The sequence below is a fragment of the Pseudomonas frederiksbergensis genome (assembly GCF_000802155.2).
In the GTDB taxonomy this organism is placed as follows: Bacteria; Pseudomonadota; Gammaproteobacteria; order Pseudomonadales; family Pseudomonadaceae; genus Aquipseudomonas; species Aquipseudomonas frederiksbergensis_A.
Map to the genome: position 1 here is coordinate 87,521 of NZ_JQGJ02000010.1, position 19,889 is coordinate 107,409.

Annotated in this window: 18 protein-coding genes and 1 riboswitch; of the genes, 6 read left to right on the plus strand and 12 right to left on the minus strand. The window is 58.7% G+C overall.

Annotated elements, in window-relative coordinates; all coding sequences use genetic code 11:
* Positions 1–27: 27 nt before the first annotated feature.
* Positions 28–133: riboswitch (TPP riboswitch) on the minus strand.
* A 156-nt stretch (positions 134–289) separates the two neighbouring features.
* Positions 290–1,729, plus strand: coding sequence for a TolC family outer membrane protein (locus tag JZ00_RS18835; RefSeq protein WP_039592508.1), 1,440 nt, complete (start codon positions 290–292; stop codon positions 1,727–1,729).
* Between the two features lie 55 nt (positions 1,730–1,784).
* Here the strand turns inward: JZ00_RS18835 and waaA are convergent, their stop codons facing one another.
* On the minus strand, positions 1,785–3,059 hold the full coding sequence (gene waaA, locus JZ00_RS18840) for a lipid IV(A) 3-deoxy-D-manno-octulosonic acid transferase (RefSeq protein WP_039592507.1): 1,275 nt from the start codon (positions 3,057–3,059) through the stop codon (positions 1,785–1,787).
* A gap of 22 nt (positions 3,060–3,081) precedes the next feature.
* Entirely contained in the window at positions 3,082–3,972 is an 891-nt protein-coding gene (locus tag JZ00_RS18845) for a LysR family transcriptional regulator (RefSeq protein ID WP_039592506.1), read from the minus strand.
* A gap of 103 nt (positions 3,973–4,075) precedes the next feature.
* On the opposite strand from JZ00_RS18845, the gene JZ00_RS18850 reads away from it, so the two are divergent.
* The 4 genes from JZ00_RS18850 (at position 4,076) to JZ00_RS18865 (ending at position 7,636) form a co-directional block, all read left to right on the plus strand.
* Complete coding sequence (locus JZ00_RS18850) at positions 4,076–4,408, plus strand: DMT family transporter (RefSeq protein ID WP_039592505.1); 333 nt, start codon at positions 4,076–4,078, stop codon at positions 4,406–4,408.
* A 243-nt stretch (positions 4,409–4,651) separates the two neighbouring features.
* A complete protein-coding gene (locus JZ00_RS18855) occupies positions 4,652–5,827 on the plus strand; it encodes an NAD(P)/FAD-dependent oxidoreductase (protein ID WP_039592504.1) in 1,176 nt (391 codons plus the stop codon).
* Positions 5,824–6,636 (plus strand): aldo/keto reductase, encoded by an 813-nt coding sequence (locus JZ00_RS18860; protein WP_039592503.1) that lies wholly within the window; start codon positions 5,824–5,826, stop codon positions 6,634–6,636. The genes JZ00_RS18855 and JZ00_RS18860 overlap by 4 nt, the downstream gene beginning before the upstream one ends.
* Positions 6,637–6,670: 34 nt before the next feature.
* Positions 6,671–7,636 carry a hypothetical protein gene (locus tag JZ00_RS18865; protein ID WP_039592502.1) on the plus strand — a complete coding sequence of 322 codons (966 nt, stop codon included), beginning with the start codon at positions 6,671–6,673 and terminating at the stop codon, positions 7,634–7,636.
* A 1-nt stretch (position 7,637) separates the two neighbouring features.
* On the opposite strand, the gene JZ00_RS18870 is transcribed toward JZ00_RS18865, so the two are convergent.
* The 4 genes from JZ00_RS18870 to msbA form a co-directional block, all read right to left on the minus strand.
* A complete protein-coding gene (locus JZ00_RS18870; protein ID WP_039592501.1) occupies positions 7,638–8,441 on the minus strand; it encodes a hypothetical protein in 804 nt (267 codons plus the stop codon).
* A 206-nt stretch (positions 8,442–8,647) separates the two neighbouring features.
* Positions 8,648–10,069 carry a bifunctional D-glycero-beta-D-manno-heptose-7-phosphate kinase/D-glycero-beta-D-manno-heptose 1-phosphate adenylyltransferase HldE gene (gene hldE, locus JZ00_RS18875; protein WP_039592500.1) on the minus strand — a complete coding sequence of 474 codons (1,422 nt, stop codon included), beginning with the start codon at positions 10,067–10,069 and terminating at the stop codon, positions 8,648–8,650.
* Between the two features lie 101 nt (positions 10,070–10,170).
* Positions 10,171–10,767 carry an adenylyl-sulfate kinase gene (cysC, locus tag JZ00_RS18880; protein WP_039592499.1) on the minus strand — a complete coding sequence of 199 codons (597 nt, stop codon included), beginning with the start codon at positions 10,765–10,767 and terminating at the stop codon, positions 10,171–10,173.
* 43 nt (positions 10,768–10,810) lie between these two features.
* Positions 10,811–12,601: a lipid A export permease/ATP-binding protein MsbA gene (gene msbA, locus JZ00_RS18885; protein WP_039592498.1), complete on the minus strand. Its 1,791-nt coding sequence runs from the start codon at positions 12,599–12,601 to the stop codon at positions 10,811–10,813.
* Positions 12,602–12,615: 14 nt separating this feature from the next.
* Here msbA and JZ00_RS18890 point away from each other — a divergent pair, with 14 nt between their 5' ends.
* Positions 12,616–13,248 carry a lipopolysaccharide kinase InaA family protein gene (locus tag JZ00_RS18890; protein WP_232916613.1) on the plus strand — a complete coding sequence of 211 codons (633 nt, stop codon included), beginning with the start codon at positions 12,616–12,618 and terminating at the stop codon, positions 13,246–13,248.
* Positions 13,249–13,254: 6 nt separating this feature from the next.
* Here JZ00_RS18890 and JZ00_RS29765 read toward each other — a convergent pair whose 3' ends face one another.
* Genes JZ00_RS29765 through JZ00_RS18920 form a run of 6 tightly spaced genes read right to left on the minus strand, consistent with a single transcriptional unit; the run spans position 13,255 to position 19,722 of the window.
* Positions 13,255–14,160 carry a polysaccharide pyruvyl transferase family protein gene (locus JZ00_RS29765; protein WP_052742354.1) on the minus strand — a complete coding sequence of 302 codons (906 nt, stop codon included), beginning with the start codon at positions 14,158–14,160 and terminating at the stop codon, positions 13,255–13,257.
* 18 nt (positions 14,161–14,178) lie between these two features.
* Positions 14,179–14,976: a polysaccharide pyruvyl transferase family protein gene (locus JZ00_RS18900; protein ID WP_039592496.1), complete on the minus strand. Its 798-nt coding sequence runs from the start codon at positions 14,974–14,976 to the stop codon at positions 14,179–14,181.
* The gene (locus JZ00_RS18905; protein WP_046509895.1) at positions 14,966–16,141 is read right to left on the minus strand and encodes a hypothetical protein; all 1,176 of its coding nucleotides are present in this window, start codon (positions 16,139–16,141) and stop codon (positions 14,966–14,968) included. Before JZ00_RS18905 ends, JZ00_RS18900 begins: the two co-directional genes overlap by 11 nt.
* A complete protein-coding gene (locus JZ00_RS18910; RefSeq protein WP_052742356.1) occupies positions 16,119–17,081 on the minus strand; it encodes a glycosyltransferase family protein in 963 nt (320 codons plus the stop codon). The genes JZ00_RS18905 and JZ00_RS18910 overlap by 23 nt, the downstream gene beginning before the upstream one ends.
* Complete coding sequence (locus tag JZ00_RS18915; protein ID WP_039592495.1) at positions 17,082–17,981, minus strand: glycosyltransferase family 2 protein; 900 nt, start codon at positions 17,979–17,981, stop codon at positions 17,082–17,084.
* On the minus strand, positions 17,974–19,722 hold the full coding sequence (locus tag JZ00_RS18920; RefSeq protein ID WP_039592494.1) for a carbamoyltransferase family protein: 1,749 nt from the start codon (positions 19,720–19,722) through the stop codon (positions 17,974–17,976). Before JZ00_RS18920 ends, JZ00_RS18915 begins: the two co-directional genes overlap by 8 nt.
* Between the last annotated feature and the right edge of the window lie 167 nt (positions 19,723–19,889).

The window sequence follows — 19,889 nt, forward strand, 5'->3', positions numbered from 1 at the left end:
CGGACGAAGCACAAGAGGACTCGCCGGGTGACGAGAAATCTTGTTCCCTACGCAGGCGCTAACCTGATCAGGTTCAACGGGATCCGAAATTATTCGATCTCAGCCTCATAGCAAGGCACCCCGACAAGAACCCGGCCAGTCTAGACACAACCGGCGCAGAACGCCATCGCCTGGGCAAAAGCCGTGATGAATGGCGCAAATACAGGATTGTTGCCGTGAGTAGCCGCAACTACACTCGCTACGCCGCGCGCCTGTTATGCGCATTCAATTTGAACGTAGGGATCGCCTCATGCTGCGCAAACTCTCACTGGCCCTTGCCGTGTCTTGTGCGTCCAATGGAATGGCCTGGGCCGCCGAAGCGCCTTTATCCACCCGCACCGACCTGGTCAGCGTGTACCAGGAAGCAGTGGACAACAACGCCGACCTGGCCGCCGCCCGCGCCCAGTATGGCGCCCAGAAGGAAGTGGTGCCCCAGGCCCGCGCCGGGCTGCTGCCCAACCTCTCGGCCGGCGCCGACCTGAACAACACCCGTACCGAGCTCGACGAACCGGCGATGACCGCCACCCGCAGCTCCACGGTCTACCAGGCCACGCTGTCGCAGCCGATTTTCCGCGCCGACCGCTGGTTCCAACTGCAAGCGGCCAAATCGGTCAATGAACAGGCATCGCTGCAGTTGTCGGCCACCGAGCAGAACCTGATCCTGCAAAGCGCCGAAGCCTATTTCAACGTGCTGCGCAGCCAGGACAACCTGGCCTCGACCAAGGCCGAGGAAGCCGCGTTCAAGCGTCAGCTCGACCAGTCCAACGAACGTTTCGACGTGGGCCTGTCGGACAAGACCGACGTGCTGCAATCCCAGGCCAGCTACGACACCGCGCGGGCCAACCGGATCATCGCGCAACGCCAGGTCGAAGATGCTTTCGAAGCGCTGATCACCCTGACCAACCGCCAATACAATTCGATCCAGGGCGTCGTCCACACCCTGCCGATCCTGCCGCCGGCGCCCAACGACGCCAAGGCCTGGGTCGACACCGCCGCCAGGCAGAACCTCAACCTGCTGGCCAGCAACTATGCCGTCGATGCCGCCGAGGATACGCTGCGCCAACGCAAGGCTGGTCACGCGCCGACCCTCGATGCAATCGCCCAGTACCGCAAAGGTGACAACGACGGCCTCGGCTTCACCAACCCGAGCCCCACCGGCCAGCGCTATGGTGGCGACGCCGAGCAACGCACCATCGGCCTGCAATTGAGTATTCCGATCTACAGCGGCGGGTTGACCAGCTCGCAGGTGCGCGAGTCCTACTCGCAGCTCACCCAGACCGAGCAGCAGCGTGAAGGCCTACGTAGGCAAGTCGTGGAAAACACCCGCAACCTGCACCGCGCGGTAAACACCGATGTGGAACAGGTCCAGGCCCGGCGCCAGTCGATCATCTCCAACCAGAGCGCAGTGGATGCCACGGAGATCGGCTACCAGGTGGGCACCCGCAACATCGTCGATGTGCTCGACGCCCAGCGCCAGTTGTACACCTCGGTGCGCGACTACAACAACGCCCGCTATGACTACATCCTGGACAACCTGCGCCTCAAGCAGGCCGCCGGGACCTTGAGCCCGGAAGACCTGCAAGCCCTGTCCCGCTACCTCAAGCCCGACTACAACCCGGACAAGGACTTCCTGCCGCCGGACCTGGCCCAGGCCGCAGCGGAGCAGTTGCGCTCGCGGCCGGCGCAATAACACATCTGCGACGAATCCCCTGTGGCGAGGGAGCTTGCTCCCTCGCCACAAAAGCTCAGCCCATCAACCGCCCCAGCCCATCCAGCAATCGCTGCAACGCACCCTGGTTGCGGCGCATCACCACCAATCCCGCCTCGGCCATGCGCTGGGCATCCCGGGGCAGTTCGAACAGGCGCTGCACCGCCAGGGCCAGGCTTTCGGCATCTTCCACTTCCGCCAGCGCTCCGGCGGCGCGCAACTGCGCGGCGATTTCGAGGAAGTTGAACAGATGCGGGCCACTGAGCACCGGTTTCGCCAGGGCCGCTGGCTCGAGCAGGTTGTGCCCACCGTTGGGCACCAGGCTGCCACCGACAAACGCGCTATCAGCCAACGCGTAGAGAAACAGCAGCTCGCCCATGGTGTCGCCGAGCAGCACCGAGGTTTGTGAATCGACTGCTTGAGCGCTTGAACGCCGGACGGTGTTGAAACCCTCGCGCTCACACAACTGCGCCACCGAATCGAATCGCTCCGGATGACGCGGCACCAGGATCAGCAACGCATCGGGATAACTGTCGAGTAACCGACGGTGGGCGGCCAGCACCACCTCATCCTCACCCTCGTGGGTGCTGGCGGCGATCCACACCGGGCGTTCCACCGCTTGCCATTGGCGACGCAAGGCGCTGGCGCTTTCGAGCAGTTGTGGGTCGATGGTCAAGTCGAACTTGATCGAGCCCGTAACCTCGACGGTCTGTGCCCTGGCACCGAGCTGGCGAAAGCGCTCGGCCTCGGCTTCGGTCTGCACCGCAAACAGGCTCATCTCGGCGAGCATCGGCCGGGTCAGCTTGGGAAAACGGGCATAACCACGCGCCGAACGCTCCGACAGCCGCGCGTTGGCCAACGCCACGGGGATGCCGCGGCGGGCGCATTGATGGATGTGGTTGGGCCATAGCTCGGTTTCCATGATCACCGCCAGTTTCGGCCGTACCAGGTCGAGGAAGCGATTGGCCGCGCAAGGCAGGTCATAAGGCAGATAGCAATGCTGGATGCGCGGTTCATTGGCGAACAACGCCTTGATCCGCTCCGAACCGGTGGGCGTCATGCAAGTGACGGTGATCGGCAGTTGTGGATAACGTTGCAGCAAGGCGCGGATCATCGGCGCGGCGGCAATACTCTCACCCACCGATACCGCGTGGACCCAGATGCCATCCGGCACCATCGCCGGCAATCCCCACGAAAACCGCTCGCCAATACGCCGCGCATAGGCCGGTGCCTTGCGAGCCCGCAGCCAAAGCCGAATCGCCACCAATGGCAGCCCCAGGTAAAACAACGCGCTATAGAGAGTTCTGTTCATGGCGGCGGAGTTTATCGGGTTTTCAGCCAATCGCCTGCAACTGCACGGCAAAACGTTCCGCCAGCCAACGCGCGGCCGGGCCAAGGGGTTCATCGCGGCGCCAGACCAGTTCCACCACCAGGGCCGGCGGGGTCCATTCGCTGTTGAGTTCGACCATATCTCCCTGGTACGCCGGGTACTGCACGACGTGCCGCGGCAACCAGGCCCAGCCCAAGCCACTCCTCAACCACTCGGCCAGCACGTAGAAGCTGTCGGCGCGCCAGACTTGCGGGCTGGCCTGTTCGCTGCCGGGATAGACGCTGGATTGGGTCGCCATCAGCAACTGCCGGTGCCGGGCCATTTCCAGGCATGACACATAACCGTGGTTCGCCAGTGGATGATCCCGGCCGCACACCGTGACCATCTCGACGCTGCCCAGCACCCTGCGCTCCAGCGCCTCGGGAATCTGATCGTGATAGAACAACAACCCGAGGTCGGCGCGACGCTCCACCAGTTTGCGCGCCACATCGCCTTGGGCGGCGCTCGCCAGTTGCACTTCAAGCGTAGGAAATCGTTCGGCCAGCGCCGCCAGGCTGTCGATGACAGGCTGATACGGCATGGCTTCGTCCTGGGCCAGGCGCAGCGATGCTTCCTGCCCCCGCATCAAGGCCAGTGCCCGGCCGTTGAGGCGCTCGCACTGACGCAACACCTCCCTGGCCTCCTCCAGCAATGCCACGCCCGCATCGGTGAGCTTGGGCTGGCGACCGCTGCTGCGTTCGAACAGGCTCACCCCCAGATCCTCCTCCAACATCGCAATCGCGCTGCTGATGGCTGACTGGGCCTTGCGCTGATCACGGGCCACTGCGGAAAACGAACGCTTCTCGGCGACCCCGACGAACAGTCGCAATTGCTCAAGGTTCCACTGAACGTTCATGGCTCAACCTATCTCAATTACAGATAGGTAATGACTTTACCGCATCTGATCATTCCCTAGAATAGGTCCATCGAACGACGCAACAGCCAAAGAGGATTCGCTCATGAACGCCTACTACTACCTCGCCATCGCCATCTGCGCCGAAGTGATCGCCACCGTTTCGATGAAAGCGATCAAGGGCCTGAGCGCACCCCTGCCCTTGTTGCTGGTCATCGCAGGCTACGGCACCGCGTTCTGGATGCTGACGCTGGTGGTGCGCACCGTTCCGGTGGGCGTGGCCTATGCGGTCTGGGCCGGGTTGGGGATTGTCATGGTCAGCGTTGCTGCGTTGTTCATCTATGGGCAAAAACTGGACGTGCCGGCGATGCTGGGGATGGCGTTGATTGTGTTGGGGGTGGTGGTTATACAGCTGTTTTCCAAGACTGCCGGGCACTGAAGATCCACTGATCATCCGAGCTGAAATACCTTTTCATTGAGCTCAAATGCACGTGTGGCGAGGAAGCTTGCTCCCGCTTGGGTGCGAAGCGCCCACTAGAAACGGGACCGCTTCGCGCTCCAGCGGGAGCAAGCTCCCTCGCCACCAAAGCTTTGTCCGAAAGTTGCCGACGTTGATCGCCAACAAATGCCCTCTGCATCGAGCCTGTATACTGCGCCCTCGTCTTGAACACTGAGGTCGCTCATGCCATCCGTTATTTCCACCGACATTCTGATTGTCGGCGCAGGCGTCGCCGGCCTCTGGCTAAACGCGCGTTTGCGCCGCCAGGGTTTTTCAACCGTGCTGGTGGAAAGCGCCAGCCTTGGCGGCGGGCAGAGTGTCAAATCCCAGGGCATCATCCATGGCGGCGCCAAATACGCGTTGCATGGCGCCCTGACCGGCGCCTCGGAAGCCATCGCCGACATGCCGCGCCGCTGGCGCGAAGCCCTCAAGGGCGACGGTGAGCTGGACCTGTCGGGCGTGCGCATGTTGTCCGATGCCCATTACCTCTGGTCGCCCGGCACGCTGGCCGGCAACCTCACCAGTTTTTTCGCCAGCAAAGCCGTGCGCGGACGCGTTGACCAAGTCAAGGGCGACCAACTGCCGCCGGCCCTGCAAGACAAGCGCTTCAAAGGCAAGGTCTACCGCCTGGCCGAGTTAGTGGTGGACGTTCCCAGCCTGATCGCACGCCTTGCGGAACTGGCCGGCGACAGCCTGCTGGCCGGACAGCACATCGAACCACTGCACGAAGAAGGCAAGCTGGTCGGACTGAAAGTCGACGGTCGCGAAATCCACGCCCAACGCATTGTCCTCAGTGCCGGCGGCGGCACCGCTGACCTTCTCAAAGCCTTGGGCCTGGACCAGCCGGCCATGCAGACCCGGCCGTTGCACATGGTCCTGGCCAAGGGACCGAGCCTCAAGCCCCTGTATGCCCATTGCCTGGGCGGCGGGCCTAAGCCACGGGTAACCGTGACCACTCATCCAGCCGCCGATGGCCAATGGGTCTGGTACCTGGGAGGCGATCTCGCCGAGGGGGATGCCGTTGCCCGCGAGCCCGCCGCGCAGATCGCCGTCGCCCAGAAGGAGCTCGGCCAACTGCTTCCGTGGATCGACCTCAGCACCGCGCAATGGGCCACGTTGCGGGTCGCCCGCGCCGAGCCGCTGCAATCGGGCCTGACCCGCCCGGATAATGCCTTCGTCGCCGAGCAGGATCGCCTGCTGGTGGGCTGGCCGACCAAATTGGCCTTGGCCCCGGACTTTTCTGATCGGGTGATCGCCGCGCTGCAGCGCGACGCCATCCAACCCAGCCATTCCACTCCGCTGCCGGACCTGCCAAAGCCGCCGATGGGCGTTCCCGCCTGGGACCAATTACTGCCATGAGCCTGCCAACACTCCACGATCTGCACCGCCCGCTGGGCAACAACGGCCCGATGGTCTCGCCCCTGGGCCTGGGCACCGTCAAGCTTGGTCGCGACCAGGGCGTGAAATACCCCAACGGCTTTCAGATTCCCGATGACGACGAAGCGCGCATGCTGCTCAAGCTGGCCCGCGACCTGGGCATCAACCTGATCGACACCGCGCCGGCCTACGGTCGCAGCGAGGAGCGCCTCGGCCCGCTGCTACGCGGCCAACGCCAGGACTGGGTGATCGTCAGCAAGGTTGGCGAGGAATTCAGCGACGGCCAGTCACGCCATGATTTCAGCGCCGCCCATACGCGATTCTCGGTAGAGCGCAGCCTCAAGCGCCTGGAAACCGACCATATCGACCTGGTGCTGGTACATTCCGATGGCAACGACCTGGCGATCCTCAACGACAGCGAGGTCTACCCGACCCTGGCGGCGCTCAAGCGCGAGGGCAAGATCGGCGGCTTCGGCTTTTCCGGCAAGACCGTCGAAGGTGGCTTGAAAGCCCTGGAGCAAGGTGATTGTGCGATGGTCACCTACAATCTGAACGAACGAAACGAAAAGGCTGTCATTGACTACGCCAGCGAGCACGGCAAAGCGATCCTGGTGAAAAAAGCCCTGGCCAGCGGTCACGTCTGCCTGAGCCCCGGGGTAGACCCGGTTCGCGCCAGTTTCGAACTGTTGTTTGAGCATCCTGGGGTCGCCAGTGCTATTGTCGGCACGATCAATCCGCTGCACCTCGCCCATAACGTCGCGACCGTCGCCAAGGTCCTGCGTAAAAACTGACGCCGCCCTACGCGGCCTAAAGGAAGGAGCCGACATGCCGCGTACGCTCATCAGGAAAAATCCAAGCAACTTCAAGACTCTGCCCCTTTTCGTCGAAGCGACTCCCGAAGGCCTGACTTACCAGAGCGTGGGGATGCCGCTCAACTTTGCCCAGACCTTGCAGCGGCGGCGTCCCATGACCGTGGACGATGCCGAACGCTTTTCCGTGGAGCTGGCGAACCTGGGCGTCTCGGTGCGCCTGACCCTGCATTGGCAGAACCGTGAATATTGGGTGCTCGTGCGTCAACGCCGGCAGGATCGCGGCGATGTGGTGCTCAAGCTGATCTCGGGCTACGTCCCGGCTCATGAGCTGAATCTGCCGCTGCTTACCGCTATCAACGAAATAGCCGAAGAATGCCTGTTGGAAACGCCGGAAGGTTGGCTCGGTGGACGCTTCAACGACACCTGGCTGCCGGCTCCTTACGCCACGGCCCTGCATTACCGCGAAGCCTTGCCGTTTCGCCTGACGCCTCTCTCGGGCTCGGCCCGCCCGGTGCGCAGCGCTAACCTGCAGCTGATCGAACGGCCACGGGCCTATGTGCACCTGCCGACGGCATCGCTGCAATTGATTTATGACTTGCGACTGGACGTGCCCAAGGAAGCCAAGTCACTGAGCCTGTTTCATGTCGATGAGCGTCTGGAGGGCGACCAACTGGTGGCACGCCTGGACCGCAAGCGACCGGACCTGTACCTGATGCCGCTTGAAGACGGAAAGCCGATCGGAGAGCTCTATACGCTCAAACGCGATCGACTGGTCGCAGCCAGCACACGAGGCTTGCACTTGGCTGAAAGCTTCGCCAACCAAGAGGGCTGGGTGGTGCGCGACGAACGCATCCGCTGGAAGGATTGGCTTGTCAAACAAGGTCTGAAGGCTCCTGCCCCACATCGCCCAGGCCTCAAAGGCTTGCACAAGAAAGCCATGGGCTTGATGCGCATGGTTCGTGGGACGCTACACAAATAGCTCAGGTGGATGAGCGCCTATCGAGATAGGTCCGCCACCGTGCAAACAGACGAAAGTAACGATTCTCGCGTTTACCCATGCCGCGCTTGGAGGAAAATGACTCTTCGGCGAAATTGCCATTAATTCGTACACGTGATGCCGTGGTCGGCATGGTGCAGACCCTGACATGTGCTTGCTGCAACGCATATTTGAGTAACCGTTCGGAATGCAGCTTTCTGCCGGTTGCCTCGCAAAAATCGAAAATACGCTCAATACGCGTACCATAAGCACGGTAGGCGTCGCGCCCGCAGATCGCAAATCGGTCATTCAAACCGTTCCACCATTGCCAATCCGGGATATAGGTATTCAACCGACGAGCTTCGGGGCGAGCAAATACATAATTTGGAAGCGCAGTGTGGAAGAAGATGTCGGGGCGTACAAACACGACGAAGTCCGGATCAAATGGCTCCATCATGGCCGTCACATTGTTCAATGAGTTGAGCTGATAGATCAGGTTTCTGAGCGACGCATGCTGGTCCCCCCATGTATCACCAAGCGCCTTGATCCTCTCGTAGTCCCAACGCTCCAGCACCCCGTCGATAGAGTCGAGTCGACCGGTCATAGTGCTGAACGGTGAATAGTTGTTCGCATTCAGCTCGCCTGCTTCACCCGAACGCGGATTGTGAACCTCATCGATCTTGTACAAATGGTAAAAACACTGCACTTCGCTCCGGGCAGGGATCTGTGCCAGAACATTTTCTCTGATGGATGGAAAACAGACTTCCGAGTTCCTCGGAATACCAAAAAATGCCAGCGCAACTTTCAATACGCACCTGCCCCAACGTAACAATGATTCGCTCCGGCGACATTACGCCAGATTGCTGGCACTCCCCCACGCGACTATGCATCCACCACCGGCGACGTGACTTCACAAGTCAACTGCGGCGGACGAATCAAACAAGGCTTACGAGCAGATCTGCGGTGAGAAAGGCACGGGCCATGACACCTTTCCCGAACCATCAGATTAACACCTCAACGGCCGCGGATCTTCTCGACGATCGCCGTCGTCGAGCTGTTTTCTACCAGTCCCAACACCTTCACCGTGCCGCCGTAGGCCGCAACGATATCAGCACCGACAACCTGATCGATCCCGTAGTCACCGCCCTTCACCAGCACATCCGGCTTGACCTGGCGAAGCAGGTTTTCCGGTGTGCCCTCGCTGAAGCTGATGACCCAGTCCACCGCGCCAAGGCCGGCCAGGACCGCCATGCGTCGATCAACGCTGTTGATCGGCCGGCCTGGCCCTTTCAGGCGGCTCACCGATGCGTCGTCATTGACCGCGACGATCAGGCGATCGCCCTGGGCCCTGGCCTGCTCGAGGTAGGTCACATGACCGGCATGCAGAATATCGAAGCAGCCATTGGTGAAGACGATTCGTTCGTTGTGGGCACGCGCATCGTCGACGGCCAGCAATAGTTGCTCCAGGCCGAGCACACCGCGCTCCGAACCTTCTTCGCGCTGGATGGCGCGACGCAGCTCAGGCGCACTGATGGCCGCCGTACCCAGCTTGCCGACGACAATGCCTGCCGCCAGGTTGGCCAGGGCCACCGCATGGGGCAGTTCCTCGCCGGCGGCAATCGCTGCGGCCAACGTGGAAATCACCGTGTCGCCGGCCCCCGTCACGTCGAATACCTCACGGGCACGGGCCGGCAAGTGCAGGGCCGGATGATCGGGACGCAGCAGGGTCATGCCGTGTTCACCTCGGGTCACCAGCAGCGCTCCGAGATCCAGGTCATGCATCAGCTGGGCGCCTTTACTCACCAATTCGTGCTCGTCAGCGCAACCACCGACGATGGTTTCGAATTCGCTGAGGTTCGGGGTGATCAGGCTCGCGCCACGGTAGATGGAAAAATCCTTGCCCTTGGGATCGGCCAACACGGGGATACCGCGGGCACGGGCAGCCTGGATCAACACTTGATGGTTCTTCAACGCGCCTTTGCCGTAGTCCGACAACACCAGGACCTTGATACCGTCGAGCAGGTTGTCGACCTCGGCGCCAAGGGACAGCGGGTCGGTGGCGAATGGCTCTTCGAAATCGATTCGCAGCAGTTGCTGGTGACGGCTGATGACCCGCAGCTTGACGATGGTCGGCTGGTGCGCGATGCGCTGGAAGATCGCCCGTACGCCGGCGCCTTCCAGGCTGTTGGCCAGGCTCTCGGCGGCTTCATCGTCACCGGTCACGCCCACCAGGGACGCCGGTGCGCCGAGGGCGGCGATGTTCAGGGCCACGTTGGCGGCGCCACCGGGACGGTCCTCGATGTGCTCGACCCTGACCACCGGTACCGGCGCCTCGGGGGAAATCCGTGATGTACCGCCATGCCAGTAGCGGTCGAGCATGACATCGCCGACCACCAATACAGGGGCTTGATCGAATCGCGGCATGGACAACTTCATGGAGCATCCCACATACAAAATGAACAGGGGCGCGATATTAGCACAGGGTTGAGAAAGGCTCGTCCATGGCTGCAATTGGATGCGGCGCCAGGTTTTTCGGGTCAGCGCAGGACCAGCGCCCACAGCCGCTCGCAGGCCTCACTCTGCGTCAGGCCACCCGTGTCGATATCGCCCTCGGGGGCCAGGGGAGCTTCGTATGGGCTATCGAGGCCGGTAAAATTCTTTAACCGGCCGGCACGCGCGTCCCGATACAGCCCCTTTGGATCCCGCTGGGCGCAGACTGCGAAGGACGTGCTGACGTAGATTTCCAAGAAGCTGCCCTCGGGAAACAACTTGCGCGCAGCCTCACGGTCGGATCGAAACGGTGAAATGGCCGCAACGATGACAATCAGCCCTGCGTCAAACATCAACCGAGCCACCTCGGCGACGCGCCGGATGTTCTCTTTGCGCGCTTCGGGCGTCATGCCCAGGTCGCTGCACAACCCTCGGCGCAGGTCGTCGCCGTCAAGCAGGCAGGTATGAAGCCCCTGCCCGTGCAGCCGCACTTCCAGCGCATTGGCCAGTGTCGACTTTCCCGCCCCGGACAGCCCGGTCAGCCAGATGCATCGTGGCTGCTGGGACTTGATCGCCGCCCGGGCCTGGGGTGTGATCGATAGCTCATGCAGCTGTTGTAGCGGTTTCTTTGGCATCCTATCCATAGCCGAGCCTCTCGCAGATATTTGGAATCGCGGAGAATCAAAATCAGGCGAAGGTCCCTTTTGTTACATCGTCGGTGCCTTCGATGAAATCCTTCTCATGCAAGCGTGCGTAAAGCCCATTCAGTGCCAGCAATTCTGAATGAGTGCCGCGCTCGACGATACGCCCCTTGTCCATCAGCAGAATCAAATCAGCCTTCTCAATGGTCGACAAGCGATGGGCGATCACCAGCGTGGTGCGCCCCTTCATTACTTGATCCAGAGCGCCTTGGATGTGGCGCTCAGACTCGGTGTCGAGGGCCGAAGTGGCCTCATCCAAAATCAACAGGGGGGCGTTTTTGAGCAGGGCACGAGCAATCGCCAGGCGCTGGCGCTGGCCGCCGGAAAGCAGCACGCCGTTCTCGCCCACCAAGGTGTCGTAACCCTCGGGCATTTGCTCGATGAACTCCGCGGCGTAAGCATCCTCCGCCGCCTTGCGCACGTCTTCAAAAGGAGCGCCAGCGAGGTCACCGTAGGCAATGTTGTTGGTAACACTGTCGTTGAACAACGTAACCTGTTGGGTCACCAGCGCAATGTGACGCCGCAGGTTCGTCAGCTTGTATTGCTCTACGTCCAAACCGTCGAGCAGGATCTGACCTTTGTCATGATGATAGAAACGCGGGATCAGGTTGGCCAAGGTCGACTTGCCACTGCCCGAACGTCCTACCAGTGCGACCATCTGCCCTTCCTCGGCGGTAAAGGAAATATCGTCGAGCACGTTTTTCTCGGTGCCTGGATATTGGAAACTTAGGTTGCACACCTCCAGTCGCCCCCTCACGCGCTCGATTTGCTGGGTACCCGCATCAGTTTCCGGCTCTTCGTCGAGCTGTTGGAAAATGCTCTCCGCCGCGGCCAACCCTTTCTGGATCGTGGCGCTGACTTCCGACAATTGACGAATAGGCTTGGGTAACAAACCCGCTGCGGTGATGTAGGCGACCAGCTCACCGGCAGACGCTTCGCCGCGAAGATAGAGGACCAGGTACATCAATACGGCCATACCGATATAAATCACCAATTGCAGCATTGGCGTGTAGATAGACTGGGTACGGGTCATCCCCAGACTGCGGTTCATGTTGTCGGCACTGGCCTTGTGGAACCGTTCGATTTCGTAGCTTTCACCGCCAAAGCTGCGAACCACGCGGTAGCCCTGGATCGTCTCGGAAGCCACATGGGTTACATCACCCATCGCCACTTGGATTTTCTTGCTTTGCTTGCGAAATTTCTTGCTGGCGCTACTGACCATTAGTGCGATGAAAGGCAGAATCGCCAGCAAAACGAGCGTCATCTTCCAGTTGCTGTAAAGCAGATAACCAAACAGGAAAATGACGGTCAGCCCCTCGCGGATCACCACTTTGATCGCATCGGTGGCTGCACCGGTGACCATTGTCACGTTGTAGGTTATGCGAGAAATCAAGTGGCCGGAGTTATGGTTGTCGAAGTAGCGATTAGGCAGGGTCAACAGGTTGTCGAACAGGGCGCAACGCAGGTCGTGAACCACACCGCGGGCGACCTTGGCCAAGTAGTAGTTACCCAGAAATGAGCCTATGCCTTGATACACCGCAATGAGTACAATCAGCAACGGCACGCCGAGCACCAGCGAGACCCCCATGAACTGGGTGTCATTGGGCTTTTGCAGAGCGTCGAGAAAATGCTTGAGCATGTCCGCAAGCATCGGTTGGCTGGATGCGAAGAGCACGAAACCCAGGATACTGATAGCGAAAGCCCCCCAGTAGGGGAGCACGTATTTCAGCAATCGCAGGTAAATCTTCATGCTCGACTGCTGGTCGGAACTGGCCATTCGACGCGCCTCGTATGTTTGAAAAGAGAGACAAGATGCGGATTGTAACAGCGAACCAATTACAAGACTGGCTAAGCCGTGGCGAGGTTCTGGAAAAAGACGCCCGTGGCGCCAAAGTGCTGAAGCTCGATGATGGAGACATCCTCAAGATATTTCGCAGTCGACGCCACCCGCTGCTGGTTCGCCTGATGCCGGATGCGCAACGCTTTGCTCGATGCGGGGAGCGCCTTCGCGAACGTGGAATCAATACTCCGAGCGTCACGGACTATTTCTGGATTGACCGCTCCGCAGGCGTCAGCGGCTGCCTTTACAGCCCCTTGGAAGGGAGTGCTCTGGACAAGATTTTTTTTCACGAGCGCAGACGATTCGATGAGCTACTGCCGCAACTGGCGGCGTATATTTTCAAATTGCATCAGCAAGGGATCTACTTCCGCTCGCTGCATCTGGGCAACATATTGTTGGTCCGCGAGCAATGCTTCGGCCTGATAGACTTTCTCGATACTCGCTTCAAGCGCCCCCCGCTGGGCGCTCGCCTGGTACAGCGAAACTTTCACCACCTTCGTAACTATTTGACTCGCAGCAAAATCAGCGACTTTCCATGGGATGAGCTGATGCGGCATTACACAATCGCCGCACAGCCCTCTTGAAAAATATCAGGCTGCCACTTTGTTTCTCGCCTGGTAACGCTGGGCAGCCCGCTCGAAAGCCTCAAGATAACCCGCCCTGATTGCTGACTTCTCAGCTTCGATGTCCTTGGACACCGGGGCCCAGTCAATCCGCCTGCTGCGCAGACGATTTCCCAAGACCTTGGCAAACCAGGACTCGCCGATGTAATTGATGCCGACCAGGTCAGCAATAATGCCGACTCGATAATCGTCCTTGCATTTTTCGTCGTAAAGAAACACCACCGGAATACCCATGGCTATACAGGGCATTGCACAGTGGATTTTTGACGTAATCACCAACGAGGCCTCACGCGCATAGGTATCGAGCAGTTCCTGCGAAATCATTTCCTTGGCTTTAGGGGAAAGACTCGGCAGGCGCAGCTTGGCCTGGTCCACAAGCACCGCCTTCTTGCGTATAGCACGTGGGACGGCGCTTATACCCCCTTTGCTCAGGCCGACCATGAACACCTTGCCATTCACCGGAGCCGTGGCCCTACGCGGCAACGTCAGCGTCACGCACTTGCTGTAGAACGCCTCCAACCCATGTGCTTGCATGAGTTCCATGGTGCCGCGATCCCGGCAACCGATGGGCTGGAATTGCTTCAAGTATTCAACGCCTGCCGGCGAGCAGATCTTGGCCTGCGAACCAGGCGTGACATGAAAAGCGAAGAAGAAAGGCTCAATTGCTGGCGCAGGGGGCCACTCACAGCCTCCCAGGAAATAGCCATTCATGGACAAGACGCCGGTTTTTTTCGTACAAGTCAGCTCCTCCCTTGATACTCCTCCGCTGACATAAGGCAATAGTTTTTGAGCCGCCAACGACTGTATGTCGTCGCCCAAATTTGCCCAACTCTCAAACGACGTTCCAGAGTACTCAATAGTGAATATATCCATTCCTTTATTTCCCAATAGTCAATTAATAGCTGGAAAACTCCGTTCCAGCCCAAGTTGAAGCGCCTCTAGCCCAGGCCTGCTGTGTGCCTGATGCAACTCCTCTAACTTCCCCCACACAGAGGAAAGTTGGCCAGCCTCCAGCAACTCGGGCGGTAGAATCCCGAATGCTGAATAATAATCCGTAAACTTCAATTCATCGATCAAACCGTGCGATAGCCTAGCTCTGATATTGGGAACACCAAATGCATCAGCGACAATCAAGCCATGTAAACTTGAAGAAACAACGAATTCACAGCTTGCTATATCCCGAAGCACATCAAGAGGCGATTGAAAAACGTTGATGAACTTCACCTCCGGATTGCCTTGTATAAACATCTGCGCTTCAGGCAGTTGTTGGTCAAGGTAGTGCGGGACAAAACCGACGTGCCACTTCTTGTCCGGGCGACTGATCAACCCTGGACACAGTAAGCCGGGGTCTCCCAACGCAGCCTCGAGCGCGTTGCCATCTTCAACCCTTGCGCGGGTTTCCTGGCCTCGTACTGCATGATAATAATGGCGCGAAGAAAATGACTCATGTTCCTGCCCGCAACCTGATCCCCATATATGCACGCGACGCTTGAACCCAAAGCGTTTCGCCTTGGGTTCATTAGCCAGAATCGTTCCGATTGCCATCATATCAGCGTGGGAAAGCGGGGCGTATTCAACTTTTTTCTTCGAGACCGCCTCGACTATTAGCGGCGAAAGAAAATCACCAAAATTCTGGCGATTAGGATCTGAACGACCTGCTCCACGATGCCAATATAATTTAATTGTCATAGTTAGGACCCTTCAATTCCGGATTAGCGTTTATCCGCTGCAAACGCCGGACCTCAATCATCGAGAGCAACGTGGGCAACCAGAAATATAGCCAGTAGGGTTGAGGCGAACTCAACAGGCCGGCCCCGGTGGTAAGCAGCCCACCCCAACCAATCAACGAAACCAAGAACCAGCGACTCTTCAGCCGAACGCCCCAGTACCAGTAGTTGACAGCCCACACTGAGCCGATCACAGCAACGAACGCACCATAACGATAAAGAACTGAAAGATAGCCGCTGTGGGCGTGGGTGTACTCGCCAAGGAACCGATAATCGTCCTTGCCGCATCCGAACGAAATACCACAATGATGAATCAGTCTTTGCAGCGCGTCTTGCCAAATGACCAAGCGAAAACTCGCGCCACGGGACATGAACAGGTCCATCACCCCCGTCAAATAGATCGCAAGTCCCACCACGACAGCCAAGCCGAGCAACAACCTGACCCCGCGCCCGCGAAACATTGCCCATCCAGCCAAAAACAGGACCGAACCCGTCAAGGCGGAGCGCGCATCAAAGATTAGCGCCACCCAGATTTGCAACCCTGCGATCAGCAAGCCGCCCAGCACTAAATGCGAGAATCGCTGCAGCCGGGGCTCTATCACGAACAACCAAAAAGCCGCGATTCCCGAACTTATCATCAGCGCGGCATGCACAGGATTATAAGCCGCTCCGGCCATCTGAAGTCGCACCAGCTGTCCCGTCTGCTGAAAAATCCAGAGCCAGCTCCCCGAAGCGTAAAGCAGGCATAAGAGCATGAAACAACCCCACGCCCTGACCCAGTACCCCTCGTAACGAGGCTGTTGAACGATTAATTGAAGACCAATAAAAAACATCAACATATAGAGACTATGTTTCAGTTCCGAATACGTATCCTCGCGCAGGAATATGAGCCCAACCGTCGCCATAGCCGCAAAAAAAACCAACAGCAACACTAGCGACTGGCTACGCATCTGCAGGGCTGACCGCCACGACGCCAGCGTCCATATTAATACAGGGAGTGCAAAACCCGCGTAGAATATGTTATTTCGTGTTTTCGAAACATCAATAAAAAAGAACGAACTCGCAAAGACGAAAAACAAGAAAAACAACCAGATAGACAGCCTTTTAGTTCCGACCGATGATGGCACGTATCATCCTCTTTATATAATTTTTCTTGACCGATTGTTCCATGGGGTCGGAGAGCATCTGAAAGAGCTTGTCAGCCTGACTGTAATAATCCAGGTGCTCACGAGCAAACCTTGCCCCCCGTGCGGCGATGTTCGCAGCCCACTCAGGGTCATTACGCGCTTGCTCCAAACGCTCCAGAAAAGTTTGCTGATCGTCAAACAACAACACGTTAACACCATCTTCAAGCCCGACTGCTTCTTCCTCTCCGCCTCCCTGGCGATAGGAAAACAGCAGGCAACCGCACGCCATGGCCTCAAAGTTTTTAGCCATGTATTCACAAAAACCGATATCGGCGGTCACAAAAAAACGAATCCGATTAAGCGCTTCGCAATAAGCGGCCCCCGGCTCCGTACGCATGATCTGCAAACCGCAGGTCGCCTCGATACCTTTCAGGAATTCGCGACGTTGCGTATAGGTGTTACTGCCGAGACGCCCAATGAACCCCAGCTCGATATCGCGCGGCATATCCGTTACATAAAGGTGCGAACGGTCATAGCCTTTAACGAGGAATCTCGCGTCAAAGCCCATCGCCTGAAACTTTCGGAACGCTTGATAGCCAGTAAAAATCATCCTGGCATGAGGCAATTTACGATAGAACGCGGAAAACTTGCCGCGCCAGCGCGATGCTGACATGAACTCCTGGCTCGCATCCTCTTCGTAGAACGTCAGGCCCGAAATACGACTTAAACGCCTGGCATGCCGATGCACGTAACGAAACAGCAGATCCAGCACGACTCGGTCGTACGAGGCAAGGTCCAGGGAGTCCAACAGCGCGCCAAGCTTCCTCTGTTGCTCCTTGGCGACATACCTAACCTCGACATTCGCATGCTGAGCCAGCCCCTCCCATAACAAATGATTGTCAGGTTCACGAGGCCGAGTGGAAAGCACCAAAATTTTCATTCAACCGATCCAAAAGCCAGGTTTCAACACTTTCCGCAAATATCGCCATTGCAACGCCTGTCGCCTGCTCAACTTCAGTGCTCGCCAATACAAGCGGCGTGCGCTTGCTTGGTCGCCTTGCAGCAAAGCCGTTCGAAACCTTGAGAGATAGCGTTGAGACTCATAATCGACCAACATCGATTGACAGTCAGCAGGTAGCACGCTGGAGATTTCTCGTATGACAGTCTGTGTTACGGAGTCATCTATCCGACTGTGTCGCAAGCTCGTCGCATGCTTGTGAATACGAGCAAGGGGCTCATTGACACACACCACCTGGGCTCGTAGCAATAGATGCAAAAAGACCGGAATATCTTCTCCTGACCGCACCGTCTCAGGGTAGGGACGCTCTAACAACAGATCCCTACGAAACAATGAGCAGCAATGAGAAACCGAGATCTTCTTGCGCAGAAGATAGTCTTCGGCGCGCTTGCATGCGCTGCCCGAAACGGGCGTCGGCAAGCGCAGCCGCTCCTTACCATCCGGGTAAACAGAAACGTATGCTCCCAGAATCATGCCGGCATCCGGCGCCCCTGAGATAACACGACGCAGAACGCCCAATGCGTCGGTGGTCAGTTCATCATCCGCATCGAGCAACAGAACATAACGGCCGCGCGCCATGGCAATGCCGCGATTGCGAGCAGCCGCGACTCCGGCATTATCCTGATGCACCACTTGCAGAGCTTCTGGATGCCGAAGCTGATAGTCGCTCAATACCTCATGAGTATTGTCCTGGGACCCATCATTGATGACGATCAGCTCAACATCATCGGCCCACTGAACCAAAACCGAATCCAGTGCCCTGGGCAAGGTCTTGGCATAGTTGTAAGCCGGAACGACGACGCTGATCAGCGCATCAGTCATAAGCGTCCACGCCGTCTTTGACCACCAGGATGTCTTCCATGATCAAGTACTGCAGGTCGGAACCGAAGAACATGTTCAGCGCATCGGTCGGCGAGCAGATCATCGGTTCGCCACGACGGTTGAGCGAGGTGTTCAACGACACGCCATTACCGGTCAAGACTTCCAGCGCTTTCATCATGTCGTAGTAACGCGGGTTGTATTCGCGCTTGAGCACCTGGGCTCGGGAGGTACCGTCTTCGTGGACGACTTCCGGCACGCGGGTTTTCCATTCTTCGGCCACTTCGAAAGTAAAAGTCATGAACGGTGCGGGGTGATCGACCTTGATCATCTGCGGCGCAACGGTGTCGAGCATCGACGGGCAGAAAGGCCTCCAGCGCTCGCGGAACTTGATCTGTTCGTTGATGCGATCAGCCACGCCGCTGGCGCTTGGGCAACCGATGATCGAACGACCGCCCAAGGCACGCGGGCCAAACTCCATGCGGCCTTGAAACCACGCCACGGGGTTGCCGTCGACCATGATCTTGGCAATACGCTCGGGAGTGTTGTCGATCTTGCGCCATGCAGGCTTGCTCGGATGACGGGCGCACGCGGCAATCACGTCTTCGTTGCTGTAGGCCGGACCGAGGTAGACGTGTTCCATCTTCTCCACCGGCACGCCACGGGCGTGGGACACATAAGCCGCCGCACCCACCGCCGTACCGGCGTCGCCGGAAGCAGGTTGGACGAACAGTTCCTTGACGTCGTCGCGGGCGATGATTTTCTGGTTCAGCTTGACGTTCAACGCACAGCCACCGGCGAAGGCCAGTTTGCCGGTTTCCTTGAGCACGTCGCCCAGGTAGTGGTCGATCATCTGCAGCGCAAGTTTCTCGAACAGCGCCTGCATGCTTGCAGCGTAGTGAATGTACGGTTCGTCGGCGATGTCGCCTTCACGTTTCGGGCCGAGCCACTCGATCAGTTTCGGCGAGAAGTAGAAGCCCTTGCCCTTCTCTTTATAGCGACGAAGGCCGATCACGTTGGCGTAGTCGGTGTTGATCACCAGCTCGCCGTTTTCGAACGAGGCCAGGCGCGAGAAATCGTACTTGGTGGCATCGCCATACGGCGCCATGCCCATCACCTTGAACTCACCGTCGAGCATTTCGAAGCCGAGGAACTCGGTGATCGCGCCATACAGGCCGCCCAGGGAGTCCGGGTCGAAGAATTCCTTGATCTTGTGGATCTTGCCGTTTTCGCCGTAGCCGAAGAACGTCGTGGCGTATTCGCCTTTGCCGTCGATGCCCAGGATCGCGGTTTTTTCCTGGAAGCCCGAGCAGTGATAGGCACTGGAGGCGTGGGCCAGGTGGTGCTCCACCGGCTCGATCTTGATTTTTTTCGGATCGAAGCCCAGTTGTTCCAGGCACCAGACGATCTTGCGGCGATAACGCTTGTAGCGACGGTTGCCCATCAGGATTGCGTCGAGGGCGCGGTCCGGTGCGTACCAGTAGCGCTTGGCATAGTGCCAACGTGCTTCGCCGAACAGGCTGATCGGGGCGAACGGAATCGCTACCACGTCGACGTCGGACGGTTTGATGCCCGCCTGCTCCAGGCAGAACTTCGCCGACTCGTAGGGCATGCGGTTCTTTGCATGTTTATCGCGTACGAAGCGCTCTTCCTCGGCCGCCGCGATCAGCTTGCCGTCAATGTACAGCGCTGCGGAAGGATCATGGCTAAGGGCGCCGGACAGGCCAAGAATCGTCAATGCCACAGGGTCTAGCCTCTTATGTCTGCATACGGGCGACAAGCGCCGCGAAAAATGGGTGTGCCTGACGCCGGGGGCGCTGGGCAGCTAAAGGGCGCGATTATAACTTAAAAGCGACGGCAAGCCTCTAGCGGTGAGCGGGAGCGTCTGGAGCGAGCTTCTGGCGCGTTTGG